Origin of the sequence: Enterococcus sp. 12C11_DIV0727 (assembly GCF_002148425.2) — a bacterium.
Taxonomy (GTDB): domain Bacteria; phylum Bacillota; class Bacilli; order Lactobacillales; family Enterococcaceae; genus Enterococcus_L; species Enterococcus_L lemimoniae.
Window position 1 is genome coordinate 3,239,280 of record NZ_CP147248.1, and the last position, 18,150, is coordinate 3,257,429.

Consider the following 18,150-nt stretch of genomic DNA (forward strand, 5'->3'; position numbering starts at 1 on the left):
CTAGAGTATAAGTGATCACGGATCGCTGTACTTGATGAGGATATCTATGTGAGTGGATATCAAATAGAGGTGGTAGCACGCAAAAGCGTCCTCAAATGCATAGTTTTATACATTTGAGGATGCTTTTTTCTTTTTATAACTAACCATAATGGAGGGATGATAAGATGAAGAAAAAGTTAATCAGTCTAGTGTTGATCGTAACAGGGATTGTTGGAATTGCAGCGTGTGGTAAGAATGATAAGGTAGCATCAGATCAAGACAAAGCAGCACCAATTGTTCGAGTTGGAACCTCACCTGGTCCGTATAGCGAATTATTCTTAGAAGCGGTTAAACCGATTCTAGAAAAGGAAGGCTATCAAATAGAACAAACTGAATTTACAGAATTGATTCAAGCTGACGTAGCATTAACAGAAGGGGCCATTGATTTAAATGTAGATCAGCACACCGCTTATCTAAACAATTTTAACGAGAATAAAGGAACACACTTAGTGGGAATCACACCAATTCCTACTGTCCCGACCGGGCTGTTTCCAGGAAAGAAACGTACATTAAATGATATAAAAACAGGAGACAAAATCGGGATTCCAGATGATGCTTCAAATACAGCACGAGCGTTTAACCTACTGCAAAAAGCTGGCTGGATCGAATTAAAAGCAGGTGTTGATCCAGTTAAAGCGACTAAAGAAGATATTGTGAGCAATCCAAAAAATCTGGAACTGATTCAAATGTCATCCGCTCAAATACCTCGAAGTTTAGCAGATTTAGATTTTGCTGTAATACCAGGAAGTATTGTTTATAGTGCCAAGCTAGATCCTAAAGATAGTTTACTCTCAGAAGATGTGTTAAAAGAATACGAATTAGTTGCAACAATTGATGAAAAAAATTCAAAAAGCGACTGGGCCCAAGCGGTGATAAAAGCGTATCATTCCGATGCGTTTAAAAAATATTTGAACGAACATAATCAAGGGAATTATTGGTTTATTCCAAAAGAACTACAGGAGGAACAAAAATGATCGAATTAAAAAATATAGATGTCACTTTTTATCAAAAAAAACAGCAAATCGATGCAGTAAGAAATGTCACCTTAACCATTGAAAAAGAAGATGTATTCGGAATTGTCGGTTATTCAGGAGCTGGCAAAAGTACCTTGGTGCGGGTAATCAACTTACTGCAGCGACCAACATCGGGTGAAGTCATTATCAACAATCAAAATATTTTAGGCTTTTCACCGAAAGAACTAAGAGCACAACGTAAAAAAATCGGGATGATTTTCCAGCACTTTAATCTGATGAAGGAGCGAACGATTTTTGCTAATGTTGATTTTTCACTAAAGTATTCTGGTTTATCCAAAGAACAGCGAAAAGAAAAAATCGAGCGTTTGCTTGATCTAGTAGGTCTTTCAGAGAAAAAAGATGCCTACCCTAGCCAGTTATCTGGTGGACAGAAGCAGCGCGTAGCGATTGCTAGAGCTTTAGCAAATGATCCAGAAATTTTATTGTGCGATGAAGCAACGAGTGCATTAGATCCAAAAACGACGATTCAGATTTTAGAGTTATTAAAGAAATTAAATAAAGAACTCGGCTTAACAATTGTTTTGATCACGCATGAAATGCAAGTCGTAAAAGAAATTTGTAACAAAGTAGCTGTGATGGAAGATGGACAAGTGATTGAACAAAATGATATTGTTTCGATTTTCAGCCAACCAAAAGAAGCCTTGACGAAGGACTTTATCCGAACAGCGACACATATTGACCAAGCCTTGGAGACGATTATTCAACATCCTAGTTTGACTGATTTGGGTGGGAATGAAGTGTTGGTAGAAATTTCTTATGTAGGGGAACAAACGAGTGAACCATTGATTGCACAGCTGTATAGCAAATACCATGTTGTGACGAATATTTTGTACGGTAATGTAGAAATCTTGCAGCAAGTGCCAATTGGCAATTTGATCGTGATTCTTTCGGGAGAAGAAACACAACGAGAAAAAGCAATAGACTTTTTACAACAACAAGGGGTAAAAATCAAAATCTTGAAAACAAGTGAATCAAAAGAAAATGTTATCCCATTACATGTTATCTAAAGTGAGAAAGTAGAAGGAGTGACTTATATGCAGGAATTTTTACAACAGTATTTTCCAAATGTCCTATTACTAAAACAGGAATTTATTGATAGCACGATCGAAACATTATATATGGTCTTTTGGACAGCCATTATCGCAGGAATTTTAGGCACATTACTTGGGGTTGTGTTAGTAGCAACAGGGCCTGAGGGGATTTTAAAAAACAGTGTGCTTTATAATATTTTAGAAAAAATCATCAATGTTTGTAGATCCATCCCTTTTATCATCATGCTGGCATTGATTCAGCCGATCACTCGTTTTTTAACAGGAACAACGATTGGGACAACGGCGGCTTTAGTGCCACTGGTGATAGGAGTGATTCCATTTTTTGCACGTCAGATTGAAAATGCGTTATTAGAAGTTGATCCAGGTGTTGTTGAAGCAGCAGAATCAATGGGAACTAGTCCTTTAGGAATTATTTTTAGAGTGTATTTAATTGAAGGATTACCAAGTATCATTCGAGTGTCATCCGTTACAATCATCAATTTGATTGGTTTGACCGCAATGGCTGGTGCAATTGGTGCAGGTGGCTTAGGTAACTTAGCAATCACCAGAGGCTATAATCGTTTTCAGACAGATGTTACGATCGTTGCAACACTGATCATCTTAGTGTTCGTTTTTGCTAGTCAGTTTATCAGTAATACATTGATCAAGAGAACATCACATTAAAAAAACAAATAGGAGAAATGAGGAAAATTAAATGAAAAAGACAATTAAAATTATCGGATTAGCGTTAACAATTGGGTTTGTATTAGCAGGATGTTCTGCTGGAAGTGCTAAAAGCGACAAGAATGAAGTGGTTAAATTAGGCGTAGTGGGTGCTAACAATGAAGTTTTAGAATCAGTTAAAGAACGTCTAAAAGATGAAGGCATCGATTTACAGCTTGTAGAGTTTTCTGATTATACCCAACCGAATGCGGCATTAGCCGAAAAAGAGATCGACTTAAATTCGTTCCAACATCAAATTTTCTTGGATAACTATAATGCAGAACACAAAACAGATCTTGTGTCGATCGGAAATACGGTTAGTGCACCATTAGGGATTTATTCATCTAAAATTAAAGATGTCAAAGAATTAAAAACGGGTGCTGAAATCGCAATTCCAAATGATGCTACAAATGGTGGACGGGCATTATTGCTATTACAAAGTGCTGGGTTGATCAAAGTAGATCCTGCTAAGAAACAAACTCCGACAGTAAGTGATGTCACTGAAAACAAATTAAACTTAAAAATCACAGAATTAGATGCTTCTCAAACAGCTAGAGCGTTGCAAGATATTGATGCTTCTGTGATCAATAGCGGAATGGCTGTCGATGCTGGGTTTGTCCCAACGAAAGATGCGATTTTCTTAGAGCCTGTGGATGAAACATCAAAACCGTATGTCAATATCATTGTTGCTCGTGAAGCGGACAAAGACAATAAAACGTACAATAAAGTAGTTGACACGTATCAACAAGAAGAAACGAAAAAAGTGATCGAAGAAACATCAAAAGGATCAAGTATCCCAGCTTGGGAAACATTTGGTAGAAAATAAGAGGAGGACGAATCAATGACGACAGTGACAAAACAATCGATTCAAGAAGAAATTCAACAAAATGCTGATGAAGTGATCGCACTTAGACGTCACTTTCATCAATATCCAGAAGCTAGTTTGAAAGAATTTGAAACAATCAAACGAATCAAAGAAGAGCTAAACAAGCTGACTATTCCTTTTGAAGCAGTCGGTGAAACTGGTGTATTGGCTACGATAAAAGGAGAAAAAGGTTCTGGTAAGACAATCATTTTAAGAGCGGATATTGATGCGTTAGAATTAGAAGATGCCACAGGCAAAGCCTATCAATCTAAAAATCCCGGATTAAATCATGCTTGTGGTCATGACGGACATGCTGCAGCGTTATTGGGAGCAGCTAAAGTGTTGAAAAGCCATGAAGCAGATTTTGCTGGTACAATCCAATTAGCCTTTCAACCTGCCGAGGAAATCGGAGCTGGGGCTTGTCAGTTTGTCGATGGCGGCTTTGTCGAGAACATCGATCAGGTTTTTGGGATCCACTTAGATTCAAGCGTTCCTGTCGGGAAATTGGTAGCAACGAAAGGTGCCACAAATGCTTCTTGTGATATTTTTAAAATTGAAGTGGAAGGACTCAGCAGTCATGTAGCGCAGCCAAATGTGGGACGAGATGCTGTTTTGGCCGCTGCAAGTATTGTTGTCGAGTTACAGAAAATCGCTGCAAGAGAAGTTAGCCCATTAGATCCAGTTGTAGTCGGAATTGGTGTACTGGATGCTGGAACGAGATATAATATTGTTGCGAATCATGCGAGAATTGAAGGAACGGTGCGAGCATTCAGCCATGAAACGCGGGCCTTTGTCTTACAGCGTGTCGAAGAAATCGCCAATCAAATTGCTGAAGCACATCGCACAAAAATTGCCTCATTCCATATTCATGATGCAGCAGGTCCTTTGATCAATGATGATACAGCAACTGAACTAGCACAGGCAGTCGCTGCTGAAATTGTTGGCAAAGAAAACGTTGTGACAGATCATACCAAGAGTCTAGGCGCAGATGATTTTGCTGACTTTTTACTTAAAGCACCCGGTGTTTATGGACGTGTTGGTACACGAAATTTAGAGAATCCAGCAACGCAATATGGCCATCATCATGAAAAGTTTGATATTGATGAAACAGGCTTGGCTTTGGCAACAGAATTTCATGTTCGCTATGCATTGACGTATTTAAATTCGATTGATTAATCATGAATAAAAGCATACGGCTTGAAGTTTAATAGCGAACTTCAAGCTGTATGCTTTTTTATTTTTACTTGAAAGAAAAGAACTTACTTAGTAATATTCTTGCTTTTCAAAGCAATTATGGTAAACTATTTTTGTAAAGAAAGGTGATTAAGAATGTTTTTTCTTTCAGATAAATTTGTGAAAAGAAGCAGCTCCCAACATATGAATGTGATGAAGCATTGTTGTGGAGCCTAATAGAATGAACGCTTCATCGTCTAAATGTATACTAAATTTTTTGTGGCTAAGATGTAGTCTTATTTAGTTTTACTTTTGACGATGATCATGATTTTTATAGCGCTGATCAAAGGACAACGTGTTTCGTACGTTGTCCTTTGTTGATACTAACAAGGGATAAGTAGGTGGACCTATTTGATCGCTTGTTTTTTTGTCTGAATAAACAAAGACCTTTCAAATCAACGTGCGAGAACGTTGTGTAAAGCAATGTTAATTTTTGAAGAAAAACAAATGATTACTGCAATTTACAATAAACTAGAAGCAAAGACAGTGAAAAACACCTTTGCGAGAATGGAAAAGAGGACGTAAACATGAGTTTATTAACAATCGAACACCTAACCCAACGTTTTGGTGAAAAAATTCTGTATGAAGATGCATCACTTCGTGTCAATAAAGGGGACCACATGGGTCTAACTGGACAAAATGGCGTAGGAAAATCAACCTTAGTCAAAATTTTAACAGGTGAAATTTTAGCTGATGATGGTAGTATTACGTGGCAAAACAAAACCAAAATCGGTTATTTGGACCAGTATGTGGAAGTAATCGGAAATAGTACGATCAATGCGTTTTTACACCAAGCATACACGCCACTATATGAAATCGAAAATAAAATCAATGAATTATATGCAAAATATAGTAAGACCGGTGAAGATAAATTACTAGAACGAGCAGGAAATTTACAAACACAGTTAGACGAAAGTGATTTTTATCAAATTGATACGATCATCAATGATTTGGCTAATGGTCTAGGAATAGAAGCAATTGGCTTAGATCGACCAATGAATGAACTAAGTGGAGGGCAAAGATCAAAGGTCATTCTAGCAAAACTTCTTTTAGAAGAGCCGGATGTTTTATTATTGGATGAACCAACAAACTATTTGGATGATATGCATATTCAATGGCTCATCAATTACTTGAACAATTTTAATGGCACGTTTATTTTGGTTTCTCATGATTACCATTTTTTAAATGCTGTCACAAATTGTATTTGCGATATTGAATTTGGTAAATTGACAAGATATACAGGAAATGTTGAAAAATCTTTTGCACAAAAGGAACAAAACAAAGAAAGTTACTTAAAACAATATCATGCGCAACAAGCAAAAATTGAAAAAGCCGAAGCGTATATTCGTAAATACAAAGCTGGAAATCGTGCTACCATGGCGAAAAGTCGCCAGAAACAATTGGATCGAGTGGAGCGAATGGCTCCTCCAGGCAGCTTGATGAAACCACAAATCCAATTTCCGTATCAACCGATCGTGGCAAGCTTGGCTTTGATTACAGATGAATTAGTCATTGGGTACACGAAGCCATTACTAGCACCAATCAATCTGTCTGTTCATAGTGGTGAAAAAGTAGCAATCAAAGGGTTTAACGGTATTGGAAAATCAACATTAATTAAAACATTAACAGGCAAGATCAACCCAATTAATGGTGAATATCAATATCCAGCCAATACTAAAATTGCTTATTTTTCCCAAGATTTGACGTGGGAAAATGATTACTTGACGCCACTTACTTATTTAAGTGATTGTTCCCCTAAAAAAACAGTCAAAGAAATTAGGACTTACCTAGCTAAATGTGGTTTACCAGATAAGCTGGTGAATCAGCATTTACGTTTATTAAGTGGGGGAGAGCAGACAAAAGTAAAACTCTGTGAGCTAACCATGGATTCAAGTAACCTTATTTTCTTGGATGAACCAACAAATCACATTGATGCGGTTGCCAAAGAAAGCTTACGTCAAGCGATCCAGCAATTTCAAGGTACGATCGTGATTGTTTCTCATGAGGAGGAATTTTATACAGATATTACAGATCGTGTGATCGATATTGAGGAAATGATTTAATTAAAAAATAGCTTCTGACATGTTTTAATCTGTCAGAAGCTATTTTCTATTTCATCAATCCATCATGGATCTTATCTAAATTCCATTTCATCATAGCGAAATAACTATCACCATCTTCACCTTTTTTCGCAATGGAGTCAGTGAAAATCGTGCTATAAATCGGTAAATCAGTTTCTTTTGAAACTCTTTCCATACTACGTTTGTCGACGCTTGTTTCAACAAATAAAACAGGAACTTTTGTTTTATGGATTTGATCGATGATTTGTTTCATTTGATCAGGCGTTCCTTGGCTTTCAGTATTGATTTCCCAAATGTAAGCAGCAGTTAATCCATATGCTTTAGAGAAATATTTAAAAGCACCTTCACTGGTGACCAGTAATTTTTGGTTGTCTGGAATATCAGCAAATTTTTCTTTTGCTTCTTTGTCTAAAGTTGAGAGTTTATCAATATATTCTTTGGCATTTTTTTCGTATGTTTCTTTATTTTTAGGATCTTTTTTACTCAATGTATCTCGAATCGATTCAACATAAGAAATGCCATTTTGAATATCTAACCAAGCATGTGGATCTTGTTCATTTTCTTGTCCGGCACTGGTTAAATACATCGGTTTGACATTTTTACTAACTGAGAAGAAGTCTTGATCTTCTTTTTTCTTGGCTGTTTCCATTAATTTATTGAACCAGCCATTTCCGCCGGTCTCTAAGTTTAAACCATTAAAGAATAAAACGTCAGCTTCCGAAGCTTTAGCAACATCTTCTGGTAGTGGCTCATATTCATGGGGATCGGTTCCAACAGGGACGATACTGTGCAAATTGACTAAGTCTTTTCCGACATTATCCACCATATCAGCAAGAATCGAGTTTGTCGCAACAACATTGATCTTTTCTTGGTCTGATGTACTAGCAGATTTAGATTGACAAGCAGCAAGTAAAAAGAGACTGGCTAAAGCAGTGATAAAAAGTATTTTTTTCTTCATAAGATTGGTTCCTCCGTTTTCTGTTTATTGACAAAAAATAATCCTTTTCTTGGTGAAAATAGAAATGCTAAAATGAAAAACGCTGCTGCTGTTAAAACGATTGTTGCGCCAGAGGCTAAGTTATAGGAATAACTAAAAAATAACCCGATGATCGAACTTAATATGCCAAAGAGAGACGCTAAAGCAATCATCGAAGGCAAATGATTTGTCAGTAGGTAAGCTGTGGCCGCTGGTGTGATCAACATTGCAATCACCAAAATCGTTCCGACTGTTTGTAAGGATGAAACAGCAACTAAGGTTAATAAAAACATCAAAGCATAATGGAAAAATTGAACATTTAAGCCGTAAGCTTGAGCCATGGTTGGATCAAAAGAAGTAATTTGTAACTCTTTGTAGAATAATCCGACAAAGATCAGTACAATAACGCCAACGACTGCCGTAATTAAAATATCTGAATCGCGAACGGCTAAAACATTTCCGAATAAAATGTGATAAAGGTCAGTTGAACTTTTGGCGAATGAAATCATGATAATACCTAATGCAAAAAATGAACTGAAGACAACGCCAATAGCAGTGTCATTTTTTAACTGACTTTTTTGCGTAATAAAGCCGATTAATAATGCAGCTAAAATCCCAAAAATCGAAGCACCGAAAATATAGTTAACACCAAACATATAAGAGGCAGCCACTCCAGGCAATACAGCATGAGAAATCGCATCGCCCATCAAAGACATTCCTCGTAATACAATAAATGAACCAATGATTCCCGAAACCAATCCAACAATGATCGACGTAATCAACGCGTTTTGTAAAAATTGGTAACGAACCAAACCATCAACAAAATTTGCAATCATGCATCAGCCACTCCTTTGATTATAATATCGCCCATTGTTTCACCATAAGCCAATTGAATATTTTTGTTTGTAAAGGTTGTTACAACTGGCCCACATGCGATGAGTTCTTTCTTTAAAATGATCACATCGTCAAAATAATGTGCGACTTTGTGAAGATCATGATGGACGATCACGATTGTTTTTCCGGCATCCTTTAACTGTTTAAGAATATCCATGATGACCTTCTCACTGGTCATATCGATCCCTACGAAAGGTTCATCTAAAACGATAACATCTGCTTCTTGAGCCAGCACACGGGCAATAAACACTCGCTGTAGCTGTCCACCTGACAGCTCACCGATCTGACGTTTAGCAAAAGCTTCTAGTTGCACTGTTTTGAGAGCCTTCATTGCCTGCTCTTTTTCTTGCTTTTTGGGACGCTTCATAATACCCAATTTTGGGTAAGTTCCTAAAAGAACAACTTCCAAGACGTTGATTGGAAAAGAAAGATCCAATGCACTACGCTGTTCCACGTAAGCAATTCGCTTCTTTTGAGAATCGATAGACTGCTCTCCTAGAGAAACTGTTCTGGTATCTGCTTTGAGTAAGCCGAGCATTCCTTTTAAAAAAGTTGATTTTCCTGCACCATTGGGACCGATGATCCCAGTGATTTTTCCTGCAGGAATTTGTAGTGAAATATCAATCAAAGCTTTTTGGCCTTGATAACTAACAGTTAACTGCTTAACTGTAATGTTATTATTATTTATAGACATAAAAAAACCTCCTTTTTAGGTTTGCCTTAAAATGAGTATAAGATAAAGTTAAATTAAAATCAACCAATTTTTTAGGTTTGCCTAAAAAAAGTAAAAAGCTAGAAAACATTCAATGTTTTCTAGCTTTTTACTTATAGTTATTTACTTTGATAAGGACCTAGTAAATTAAAAATGGAGCTTGCTAGTTCTTCGTGGCTAGTACGTTTAGAACTTTGATTTGAAAGCAGAAGTACGACATTCTGTCTATTTTTAGAAATCAGTGCAGTTGATTCAAAACCTGCTTCAGATCCATGTCCTTTAATGTAATCAGGGAAATTATAAAGACCACCCATATATTTTTTAAAGGTATCTGGGGTCCAGAGTTTATCAATTGTTTTTTGATCGATAATGTTCCCTTCAAGTAAATTTGAATAAAATAAGTAAAGGTCTCCAACGGTCATGCCAATATTTCCAGTTCCAACTTCTTGGGCAAACAGTAAATGATTGTCGTTAATTTCGGATGCAACACCTGTTTCATCTGGTTTTTTATAGGCATAAGTTCGATTAAGTGAGCTTAGGAAGTCATCGTAAAAAAATGTATTTGATAAATGGAGCTGTTGGATAAATGTTTGTTCAAACAAGGTTCGATAAGAAGTATTCGTTAATTTTTCTAAGATACCTGCTAGAATACGATAATTGACTGCCTCGTATTTGTATTTACCATAAGTACCCATTGCAGCGTTTGAAATTGAAAAACGAAGAAAATCATCATCAGACATTGCAACAGTAGGTTGTTCTTTTTGATACAATCCAGAACACATGGAGAGTAATTGGCGAATGGTTATTTTAAAGCTATCGGTTATATTTGGATAGAACTTATCTAAGGTATCATCTAAAGAGATTTTTTTTGCTTGAACTTGTTGCAAAATCAAAACAGCTGTCATCGCTTTTTGAATGGAACCAATTTGAAAATTGGATTGAGATGTATTTGGTAAGTTCTTGGCAACATTTGCCTGTCCAAACCCTTTTTGCAAAATAATTTGTCCGTTGTGGATAATTAAAGCAGTTCCAACAAATTGGTTGTCTGTTAAGGTTTGATCGAACTCTTTAGCAAAATCTGAGTCAGGTTGAACTTCTTGTTTGAAATTTTCTGCATGGTCTGCGTCTTTTGTAAGAGCAATAGGTGATCGTGTTGTTTCTGTTGTCGACCTAGTTGGATTTTGTTGAGAAATAGGATTATTATGAAAAAATAATAGATAGGTTTCCAAGCCAATAAGTATAGCCAAAATCAACATAACGATTGCGGGTATCCAAGGACTACTTTTTCTATGATGTTTTTTGTGACGCATAAGTCGATCACCTCCGATTATTCTTTATTTTACTGATACAAAAAAGAATCGCAAGGTGATTCTAAGGGATTTAACGAACAGTTTTGTAAGCACGAAATTTCTTCCCTTAATCTTCTCAATATTTTCAATTATTTGTCACAAGAAAGAAAAAGATCCATGATTTTTTACTGAATCAGTGGTAGAATAGAACTTGAAGTTTTTTAAGTATAAGAATTGAAAAAAACTAGATCACGGAGGAAATCATGACCCAAAAATACCAAGACAAAACATTACGAATCTTTAGTTTGAATGCCAATCGTCCTTTAGCAGAGAAAATTGCTGAAGTTGTCGGGACTGAACTGGGAAAAAGTACGGTGCGCCAATTTAGTGATGGAGAGATTCAAATCAATATTGAAGAGAGTATTCGTGGGGACCATGTTTTTCTTGTTCAGTCGACCAACCTTCCAGTTAATGACAATTTAATGGAATTGTTGATCATGATTGATGCATTAAAACGAGCAAGTGCTAAAACAATCAATGTGGTATTACCTTATTATGGCTACGCGAGACAAGACCGTACAGCTAAACCGAGAGAACCAATCACAGCAAAATTAGTCGCTAATTTGTTAGAAGAAGCAGGCGCTACACGTGTATTGACACTGGATTTACATACAGTTCAAGTACAAGGATTTTTTGATATTCCAGTGGATAATCTATTCACGATGCCGCTATTTGCACATCATTATCGTCAGCAGCAGTTGACAGGAGAAGAGATTGTGGTAGTTTCTCCTAAAAATAGTGGTGTACAGCGTGCGAGAAGTTTGTCTGAATATTTAGATGCGACGCTTGCAATTATTGACCAAGATGAAGTAGATGGTGTACGCTCAGGTTATGTGATTGGTGAAGTCAAAGGCAAAACGTGTATCTTAGTAGATGACATTTTAAATTCCGGCAGTACCATGGCAACAGCTGCGGAGATTTTAAAAGAAAATGGCGCAAAATGTATTTATGCGTGTGCTTCACATGGTTTATTATCTAAAGGAGCAAAAGCGATATTAGATGCCTCACCAATTGAACAAATTTGTGTGACGGACTCTGTCTTTATTTCTGAAGAACGTAAGCCAGTTGCCTTGAATATTGTTTCTTGTGGGGAACTAATGGGAGAAGCTGTGAAACGAATTCACGAAAATACACCAATGAGCCCGCTATTTCGTTTAGAAGAAAAATAATAACGATCTGCTTAAATCAAGAAAGAAGTTCAGCCATTATTTTAGACTGGACTTCTTTTTATCGTTTAGATTGATCGAATAAAAGAAGGGAGTTACGTCTGTGAATGAACAGAAAAAAGGTGTTTTATTAGGATTTATTGCGTATGTATTTTGGGGGATCATTCCAATTTATTGGAAATTACTGCCGACAGTTGATTCGCTTGATATCTTGTGCTATCGGATCGTTTGGTCATTTTTATTTATGATCGTCTATATTATGGTGACTAAAAGATGGGCATTGTTTTTAGCGGAGGTCAAAACGGTACTGAAAGACAAGAAAAAATTATTTGCTATTATTTGTGCGGCTATTTTGATTTCTATCAATTGGTTTACGTTTATTTATACTGTTAGCCAAGGACATGTTACCCAAGCAAGTTTAGGCTATTATATGAATCCCTTAGTCAATGTCCTGTTGGCAATGTTGATTTTGAAAGAAAAATTGAGTCGTTCAGGAATGATTGCTTGTGCTTTAGCATTAGCTGGCGTAGTCTTATTAACGATTCAAACTGGAGAAATTCCTTTAGCCCCTTTAGTTATGGCTGTGACATTCAGCTTTTACGGCTTGATTAAAAAAGGTGTCACCGTAAGTTCATATACTGGTTTGACGATCGAGACTTTTGTCATTTTACCTGTTGCGTTGATTTATTTAGTCTTCTTTTCACGACAAGGATTTATGAATTATGAAGCGTCTACTAATTTATTATTGATGGGGGCAGGCGTTGTTACAGCAATCCCACTATTACTTTTTGCACAAGCAGCGAAACGAATTTCTTATATCATCCTGGGTTTTATTCAATATGTGGGACCGACCTTGATGCTAATTTCAGCACTATTTTTATACCATGAACCTTATTCAGCCGACCAATTTATCGCATTTGGCTTTATTTGGGCGGGGATCGCGGTCTTTACGTATGGCAATATTTATACTTATCGAAAAGAAAAACGGTTCGCAAAATAAGCGATAGAAGAAGCAATCTTTGAGTAAGATTTTCAGTTATGTTAAACTAAATCCATTAAAAATGATTCAGAAAGGACGAGTTCAGTGGACCCCATTTATTTAGATCACGCAGCAACTACGCCATCACATCCGGCAGTTATTGACATAATGGCCAATGAAATGGCTAATACATTTGGTAATCCGTCCAGTATTCATACATTTGGTAGACAAGCACATCGTAAGTTAGAAGACATTAGACAAGTGATCGCAGCTAGTCTGAATGTATTACCTCATGAAATTATCTTTAATAGCGGCGGTACAGAAGGAGACAATACAGCCATCATTGAAACGGCACTTTCTAAAAAAGAACAAGGTATGCATCTGATTACAACAATGATCGAGCATCCAGCAGTGTTAGAAACAATGAAGTATTTGGAAAAAATGGGTTTTGAAGTAACCTATCTGCCCGTTGATAAGAATGGGGAACTGGCTATTGCAGATTTTGAGAAAGCCTTGCGGGATGACACGATTTTGGTTTCAGTAATGTATGGAAACAATGAAATTGGGAATATATTACCAATCAAAGAAATCGGAGCCTTATTAAAAACGCATCCAGCCGTATTTCATACAGATGCTGTCCAAGCCTATGGGTCTGAACTAATTTCACCTCATGAAATTGGGATAGATTTATTAAGTATTTCCGCTCATAAAATCAACGGACCAAAAGGTGTTGGCTTTCTGTTTAAAAATGATGCAATCTCTTTACCAGCCTTTTTACATGGTGGGGAGCAAGAAGAAAAACGTCGAGCAGGGACAGAAAACTTAGCGGGAATTGCTGGGATGGGGGAAGCTGTTGCGCTTTTGACCGAAAGTGAGAAAGAACAGCGGCATAAGAAATATGCTGAATACCAACAACTGATTTTAACTCATTTGAATGAAAATAAAATTGCTTACGAAATCAACGGTAATCCTGAAAATAAATTAGCCCATATTTTAAACTTACGCTTTCCGGGAGTATCAAGTGACTTATTATTGATGCACTTGGATCTTCAAGGAATTGCCATTTCAACAGGTTCAGCTTGTACGGCAGGAACAGTAGAGCCGTCTCATGTTTTAGAGGCGCTGTATGGCAAGAATCATCCGGCAATCAAAGAATCTGTCCGAATCAGTTTTGGATTAGGCAATGATTGCGAACAAATCCAACGATTTTCAGCAATATTAAGTGAAACGATTCAAAAAATCAAGCAGTAATCAAAGAAAAGTAGGAATAGAACTAGTAAAAAGAAAGCCTACCAACTATAATAAAAGAGACAATAAATAAAGAGGTGGAAAAATGGCATTTAAAGAAAAAGCGACAGTAGAAGGTTGTACAGTATTTTATAAAGTAAATGAACAAGCTAAAAAATATACATTGAAAGATAATGGTTTTACTGAAACAAATTCAGGGAATTTTCAGTTTATTCGTCCCTTGGATGCAACGCCCCAAAGTAAAGAAGGTTTCAAATTAAAAATTACGATCGCTGAAGATTTAAAAACATTGAAAATGTCTGTAACAACAGCTAACGGATTAAAAGCAATGAATATCTTCAAAAATGAAACTCATGCAATGAGTCAAGAAAAATTTTATTTCTTGATGGATGGTATGATTAGCCGTGGTGTGTTAGAGAAGGCATAAACTGAGGCATATTAAAATAAGACAAGATCTATGCAGATCGAGTCTTATTTTTTTCTTCTATATTAGAGAAATATGTACTAAGAAAGCAGTCGTTTCCTCTCAATACCTTTACTTCTTCCAAAATACTAGTATAATAAGTATCACTGAAAAGTTACGACCTTCAAATCGTAGATGAGTTCAGAATCTAAATTGAAATGATGGTGATCAAATGACAGATAACAGCAAAACTCGTGTCGTTGTAGGCATGAGCGGAGGTGTAGATTCTTCTGTTACCGCGTTGCTTTTAAAAGAGCAAGGCTATGATGTCGTAGGCATCTTTATGAAAAATTGGGATGACACGGATGAAAATGGTGTCTGTACAGCTACGGAAGACTACAAAGATGTAGCAAAAGTTGCCGATCAAATCGGTATTCCTTATTATTCAGTCAACTTTGAAAAGGAATATTGGGATCGGGTATTTGAATATTTTCTGGCAGAATATCGCTCAGGCCGTACGCCGAACCCTGATGTGATGTGCAACAAGGAAATCAAATTTAAAGCCTTTCTAGATTATGCGATGCAACTTGGGGCAGATTATGTCGCAACTGGACATTATGCTCAAGTCGAACGAAAAGAAGATGGCACTGTACGTATGTTGCGTGGAGTGGATAATAATAAAGACCAAACATATTTCTTGAGTCAATTGTCTCAAGCACAATTAGCTAAAACAATGTTCCCGTTAGGTGGCATGGAAAAACCGGAAGTTCGCGCAATCGCTGAAAGAGCCAATTTAGCAACAGCTAAGAAAAAAGACTCAACAGGGATTTGTTTTATTGGAGAAAAGAACTTCAAGCAATTTCTAAGCAACTATTTACCAGCTAAAAAAGGGAATATGGTGACATTAGATGGTGAAATCAAAGGTCAACATGACGGGTTGATGTATTATACGATCGGTCAACGCCAAGGTTTAGGTATCGGCGGCGGCAAAGGCTCACAAGAACCTTGGTTTGTCGTGGGAAAAGATTTAGCGACGAATACATTGTATGTTGGGCAAGGTTTTCATCATGAACAATTATATGCGACACATTTAGATGCAAGTGAAATTCATTTCACTGTTGATACAGAAATGCCAAAACCTTTTGAATGTACAGCAAAATTCCGTTACCGCCAAGATGACATTCCTGTTAAGGTGGTGTTAACAGGTGACGGAACCAAGGCTAAAGTAATTTTCTCAGAACCTGTTCGAGCAATTACTCCAGGGCAAGCTGTTGTCTTTTATGATGGTATGGAATGCCTTGGTGGTGGCTTGATCGATCAAGCTTACCAAGAAGAAAAAGTATTACAATATATCTAAAAAAAGAGGCTGGGACAGGAGTGTTTAACCCCGAGAAATAAGAGGGAATTCACGAAAATTGCTCTTCAAATTTTTGTGAATTTCAGCTTATTTCCGAAGGGGTTGCTTCTGCTCCCGCCGTTTATTCGCATTTAGGGTGTGAAACAAAAGTGCTTTTTACTTTTGTCCCATACCCTTTTTTTGATTACTGTTTTGAATATAAGCTCTAGATTCTGGTGAAATTACTAGGTAAACCATTGAACCTAACTCAACCACACGAAATGCCAACATGATCATTTTTGGAAATAGGCTGACCATCATTGGGGGATAAAAGTACATTAAAAAAATAAACGGAATGAAGAGTACAGAAACAAAGTAACCTTTTTTACCGCCTGTCATTAGACCGGCAATCACAATAATATAGACAAGAAAAACAAAAATCTGATACCATACATCAGAGCCGAAGCTACCTTTTCCTTCGACAACAGTCTTTAAGGCTATGATCAGCGAAATGATGAGTAAAATATTATTATATAATAATAAATAAATAGCGATTGAATTCCAAAATACTGGTTTTTTCATGATAAAAAATGTTCCTTTCTGTTCTTTACATAGTTTAGCAAATACGCATTCTATACGCAATCAAATAAATAGAAAACCAAGTTTATTCTCTAGTCTATTTCAATTTATGGTAAAATTAAACGAATGAACGTTTAGACAAAAAACTAATTCACAAGCACTTAAGTTGAAAGTTTTACTCTAAGTGACTAGAATAGCACTTGTAGAAAGAATTGGAGTGATCGATCAATGTACCAAGTTGTTACCATGTATGGCGATAATGAGCCTTGGTGGTTTTTTGAAGATTGGCAGGAAGATATTGAAGAAAATAAAACATTTGATTCTTTGGAAGAGGCTGAACGTTACTACATAAAAAAATGGCAAGAACTTTCTTCAACATATGAATACATAAATACAAAAGTTAATTATTTAGCGGCCTTCTGGAACGCGGGGGATGAACGCTGGTGTGAGGAATGTGATGAGGATCTGCAGCAATATAAGGGACTTGCTTTGTTGAAAGATTTGCAAGCTGTAACTTTTGAGAGCGGTGATGATTTTCATGAACGTCATAATGATTGTGCTAAGGCGAAATGTTGTAAATCAAGTCTTGTTTAAACTGAATCAAAAAGATAGAGCACAGATAATTTGATTATCGTGTGCTCTATCTTTTTTTCTCTACATAGGTTTGTTTAGTCTTTACAAACCCATTTACCGTCCTCCATGTTGCAAGAACCACTTTCTGAATCATTTGCTTCAATCAGCGGCGCTTCTTTTTCTTTGATGGTTTGAAGTGCTTGAATGATCTGTTCTAATGGCTGTGCTCCATTGATCAAATATTTTCCATTCACGATCAATGCTGGAACGCCAGTCAATTGATACGCATTTGCAATGCGGAAATCATCTTCAACAAGTGCTAATGTTGCTGGATCCACAAAAGCTTGTTGCCAGTCTTCAAAATCAACCGAACTTTGTTTAACAATCGATTCGATTACAGCTAGATCGCCAATATTTCGACTCTCAACAAAAAGAGCTTTTTGAAGTGCATCAAACACTTCCCAATAGCCCAACTCTTCAGATACAACACCAGCTGCTTTAGCAGCAAGTAACCCATTCATAGAAGTGGGGAAAAGAAAATCAGCGGCTTTCATTCCTTCGATATTAAATCGATGAAGATCATCATTTTGATTGGCATGAACCCAGTGTGTTAAAATTTCATTTTTAGCATTTTCTCTAGAACCAAACATCTGCTCGTGATCAGCCTCTTCTCTAGCGAGGGCAAAAGAGCGATGAATAATCTTTATTTCTGGTAATTCTTTTTGAACTTGCCTCATCCGATAAGACATCGGAAAACAAAAGCTACAGACGACGTCGTGAAAAAATTCAATTGTGATCATAATTTCTCCTTGATAAAAGTGTTTTTTTGCTTACTTATTGTAAGTATATAGCTTAGCAATTAGGAATTCAATTAAAATGCTTCAGTAAGAGGCGCACAGTATAGACCAAATGTGGTAGAATCAACTTAC

Annotated in this window: 18 protein-coding genes and 1 other annotated feature (1 of these 19 cut by a window edge); of the genes, 12 read left to right on the forward strand and 6 right to left on the reverse strand. The window is 36.6% G+C overall.

The features are described from left to right. Positions 1-96 (forward strand) — a binding site (T-box leader) (it extends 156 nt beyond the left edge of the window). A gap of 68 nt (positions 97-164) precedes the next feature. The 6 genes from A5866_RS15435 (at position 165) to A5866_RS15460 (ending at position 6,988) form a co-directional block, all read left to right on the forward strand. Continuing rightward, the gene (locus A5866_RS15435) at positions 165-1,013 is read left to right on the forward strand and encodes a MetQ/NlpA family ABC transporter substrate-binding protein (protein WP_086444899.1); all 849 of its coding nucleotides are present in this window, start codon (positions 165-167) and stop codon (positions 1,011-1,013) included. Next, entirely contained in the window at positions 1,010-2,080 is a 1,071-nt protein-coding gene (locus A5866_RS15440; protein WP_086280465.1) for a methionine ABC transporter ATP-binding protein, read from the forward strand. Before A5866_RS15435 ends, A5866_RS15440 begins: the two co-directional genes overlap by 4 nt. 27 nt (positions 2,081-2,107) lie before the next feature. After that, positions 2,108-2,788: a methionine ABC transporter permease gene (locus A5866_RS15445; protein ID WP_086280468.1), complete on the forward strand. Its 681-nt coding sequence runs from the start codon at positions 2,108-2,110 to the stop codon at positions 2,786-2,788. A 31-nt stretch (positions 2,789-2,819) separates the two neighbouring features. Continuing rightward, on the forward strand, positions 2,820-3,653 hold the full coding sequence (locus tag A5866_RS15450; protein WP_086280471.1) for a MetQ/NlpA family ABC transporter substrate-binding protein: 834 nt from the start codon (positions 2,820-2,822) through the stop codon (positions 3,651-3,653). Positions 3,654-3,668: 15 nt separating this feature from the next. Continuing rightward, entirely contained in the window at positions 3,669-4,868 is a 1,200-nt protein-coding gene (locus A5866_RS15455) for an amidohydrolase (RefSeq protein ID WP_086280474.1), read from the forward strand. 584 nt (positions 4,869-5,452) lie between these two features. Next, positions 5,453-6,988: an ABC-F family ATP-binding cassette domain-containing protein gene (locus A5866_RS15460; protein WP_086280477.1), complete on the forward strand. Its 1,536-nt coding sequence runs from the start codon at positions 5,453-5,455 to the stop codon at positions 6,986-6,988. Positions 6,989-7,034: 46 nt separating this feature from the next. On the opposite strand, the gene A5866_RS15465 is transcribed toward A5866_RS15460, so the two are convergent. From A5866_RS15465 to A5866_RS15480, 4 genes are all read right to left on the reverse strand, one after another. Further along, positions 7,035-7,964 carry a metal ABC transporter substrate-binding protein gene (locus tag A5866_RS15465; RefSeq protein WP_086280480.1) on the reverse strand — a complete coding sequence of 310 codons (930 nt, stop codon included), beginning with the start codon at positions 7,962-7,964 and terminating at the stop codon, positions 7,035-7,037. Beyond that, the gene (locus tag A5866_RS15470; protein WP_086280483.1) at positions 7,961-8,818 is read right to left on the reverse strand and encodes a metal ABC transporter permease; all 858 of its coding nucleotides are present in this window, start codon (positions 8,816-8,818) and stop codon (positions 7,961-7,963) included. The genes A5866_RS15465 and A5866_RS15470 overlap by 4 nt, the downstream gene beginning before the upstream one ends. After that, positions 8,815-9,570 (reverse strand): metal ABC transporter ATP-binding protein, encoded by a 756-nt coding sequence (locus tag A5866_RS15475; RefSeq protein ID WP_086280485.1) that lies wholly within the window; start codon positions 9,568-9,570, stop codon positions 8,815-8,817. Before A5866_RS15475 ends, A5866_RS15470 begins: the two co-directional genes overlap by 4 nt. Before the next feature lie 137 nt (positions 9,571-9,707). Then, positions 9,708-10,898 (reverse strand): serine hydrolase domain-containing protein, encoded by a 1,191-nt coding sequence (locus tag A5866_RS15480; protein ID WP_086444897.1) that lies wholly within the window; start codon positions 10,896-10,898, stop codon positions 9,708-9,710. Between the two features lie 242 nt (positions 10,899-11,140). Here A5866_RS15480 and A5866_RS15485 point away from each other — a divergent pair, with 242 nt between their 5' ends. The 5 genes from A5866_RS15485 to mnmA all read left to right on the forward strand — a co-directional run bounded on the left by A5866_RS15485 (position 11,141) and on the right by mnmA (position 16,090). After that, positions 11,141-12,106: a ribose-phosphate diphosphokinase gene (locus tag A5866_RS15485; RefSeq protein ID WP_086444896.1), complete on the forward strand. Its 966-nt coding sequence runs from the start codon at positions 11,141-11,143 to the stop codon at positions 12,104-12,106. A gap of 100 nt (positions 12,107-12,206) precedes the next feature. Continuing rightward, positions 12,207-13,103 (forward strand): EamA family transporter RarD, encoded by an 897-nt coding sequence (gene rarD, locus A5866_RS15490; protein ID WP_086444895.1) that lies wholly within the window; start codon positions 12,207-12,209, stop codon positions 13,101-13,103. 84 nt (positions 13,104-13,187) lie between these two features. Continuing rightward, entirely contained in the window at positions 13,188-14,333 is a 1,146-nt protein-coding gene (locus tag A5866_RS15495) for a cysteine desulfurase family protein (RefSeq protein WP_086444894.1), read from the forward strand. Between the two features lie 82 nt (positions 14,334-14,415). Then, a complete protein-coding gene (locus tag A5866_RS15500) occupies positions 14,416-14,757 on the forward strand; it encodes a DUF1831 domain-containing protein (protein ID WP_086280500.1) in 342 nt (113 codons plus the stop codon). A 208-nt stretch (positions 14,758-14,965) separates the two neighbouring features. Continuing rightward, on the forward strand, positions 14,966-16,090 hold the full coding sequence (gene mnmA / locus A5866_RS15505; protein WP_086444893.1) for a tRNA 2-thiouridine(34) synthase MnmA: 1,125 nt from the start codon (positions 14,966-14,968) through the stop codon (positions 16,088-16,090). Between the two features lie 156 nt (positions 16,091-16,246). On the opposite strand, the gene A5866_RS15510 is transcribed toward mnmA, so the two are convergent. Further along, positions 16,247-16,651 (reverse strand): hypothetical protein, encoded by a 405-nt coding sequence (locus tag A5866_RS15510; RefSeq protein WP_086444892.1) that lies wholly within the window; start codon positions 16,649-16,651, stop codon positions 16,247-16,249. 225 nt (positions 16,652-16,876) lie between these two features. Between A5866_RS15510 and A5866_RS15515 the strand changes: the two genes are divergently transcribed. Next, positions 16,877-17,242, forward strand: coding sequence for a DUF1033 family protein (locus A5866_RS15515; RefSeq protein WP_086280506.1), 366 nt, complete (start codon positions 16,877-16,879; stop codon positions 17,240-17,242). Positions 17,243-17,316: 74 nt separating this feature from the next. On the opposite strand, the gene A5866_RS15520 is transcribed toward A5866_RS15515, so the two are convergent. Next, positions 17,317-18,021, reverse strand: a complete 705-nt coding sequence (locus A5866_RS15520) for a DsbA family oxidoreductase (protein WP_086280508.1) — start codon at positions 18,019-18,021, stop codon at positions 17,317-17,319. Positions 18,022-18,150 lie beyond the last annotated feature (129 nt).

Bases quoted from the DNA above. Each gene is read 5' to 3' on its own strand.
- A5866_RS15520 (WP_086280508.1), bottom strand. From the start codon at position 18,021: ATGATCACAATTGAATTTTTTCACGACGTCGTCTGTAGCTTTTGTTTT.
- A5866_RS15440 (WP_086280465.1), top strand. From the start codon at position 1,010: ATGATCGAATTAAAAAATATAGATGTCACTTTTTATCAAAAAAAACAG.
- A5866_RS15480 (WP_086444897.1), bottom strand. From the start codon at position 10,898: ATGCGTCACAAAAAACATCATAGAAAAAGTAGTCCTTGGATACCCGCA.
- A5866_RS15485 (WP_086444896.1), top strand. From the start codon at position 11,141: ATGACCCAAAAATACCAAGACAAAACATTACGAATCTTTAGTTTGAAT.
- A5866_RS15460 (WP_086280477.1), top strand. From the start codon at position 5,453: ATGAGTTTATTAACAATCGAACACCTAACCCAACGTTTTGGTGAAAAA.
- A5866_RS15475 (WP_086280485.1), bottom strand. From the start codon at position 9,570: ATGTCTATAAATAATAATAACATTACAGTTAAGCAGTTAACTGTTAGT.
- A5866_RS15510 (WP_086444892.1), bottom strand. From the start codon at position 16,651: ATGAAAAAACCAGTATTTTGGAATTCAATCGCTATTTATTTATTATTA.
- A5866_RS15435 (WP_086444899.1), top strand. From the start codon at position 165: ATGAAGAAAAAGTTAATCAGTCTAGTGTTGATCGTAACAGGGATTGTT.
- A5866_RS15500 (WP_086280500.1), top strand. From the start codon at position 14,416: ATGGCATTTAAAGAAAAAGCGACAGTAGAAGGTTGTACAGTATTTTAT.
- A5866_RS15470 (WP_086280483.1), bottom strand. From the start codon at position 8,818: ATGATTGCAAATTTTGTTGATGGTTTGGTTCGTTACCAATTTTTACAA.
- A5866_RS15445 (WP_086280468.1), top strand. From the start codon at position 2,108: ATGCAGGAATTTTTACAACAGTATTTTCCAAATGTCCTATTACTAAAA.
- mnmA (WP_086444893.1), top strand. From the start codon at position 14,966: ATGACAGATAACAGCAAAACTCGTGTCGTTGTAGGCATGAGCGGAGGT.
- A5866_RS15455 (WP_086280474.1), top strand. From the start codon at position 3,669: ATGACGACAGTGACAAAACAATCGATTCAAGAAGAAATTCAACAAAAT.
- A5866_RS15465 (WP_086280480.1), bottom strand. From the start codon at position 7,964: ATGAAGAAAAAAATACTTTTTATCACTGCTTTAGCCAGTCTCTTTTTA.
- A5866_RS15450 (WP_086280471.1), top strand. From the start codon at position 2,820: ATGAAAAAGACAATTAAAATTATCGGATTAGCGTTAACAATTGGGTTT.
- A5866_RS15515 (WP_086280506.1), top strand. From the start codon at position 16,877: ATGTACCAAGTTGTTACCATGTATGGCGATAATGAGCCTTGGTGGTTT.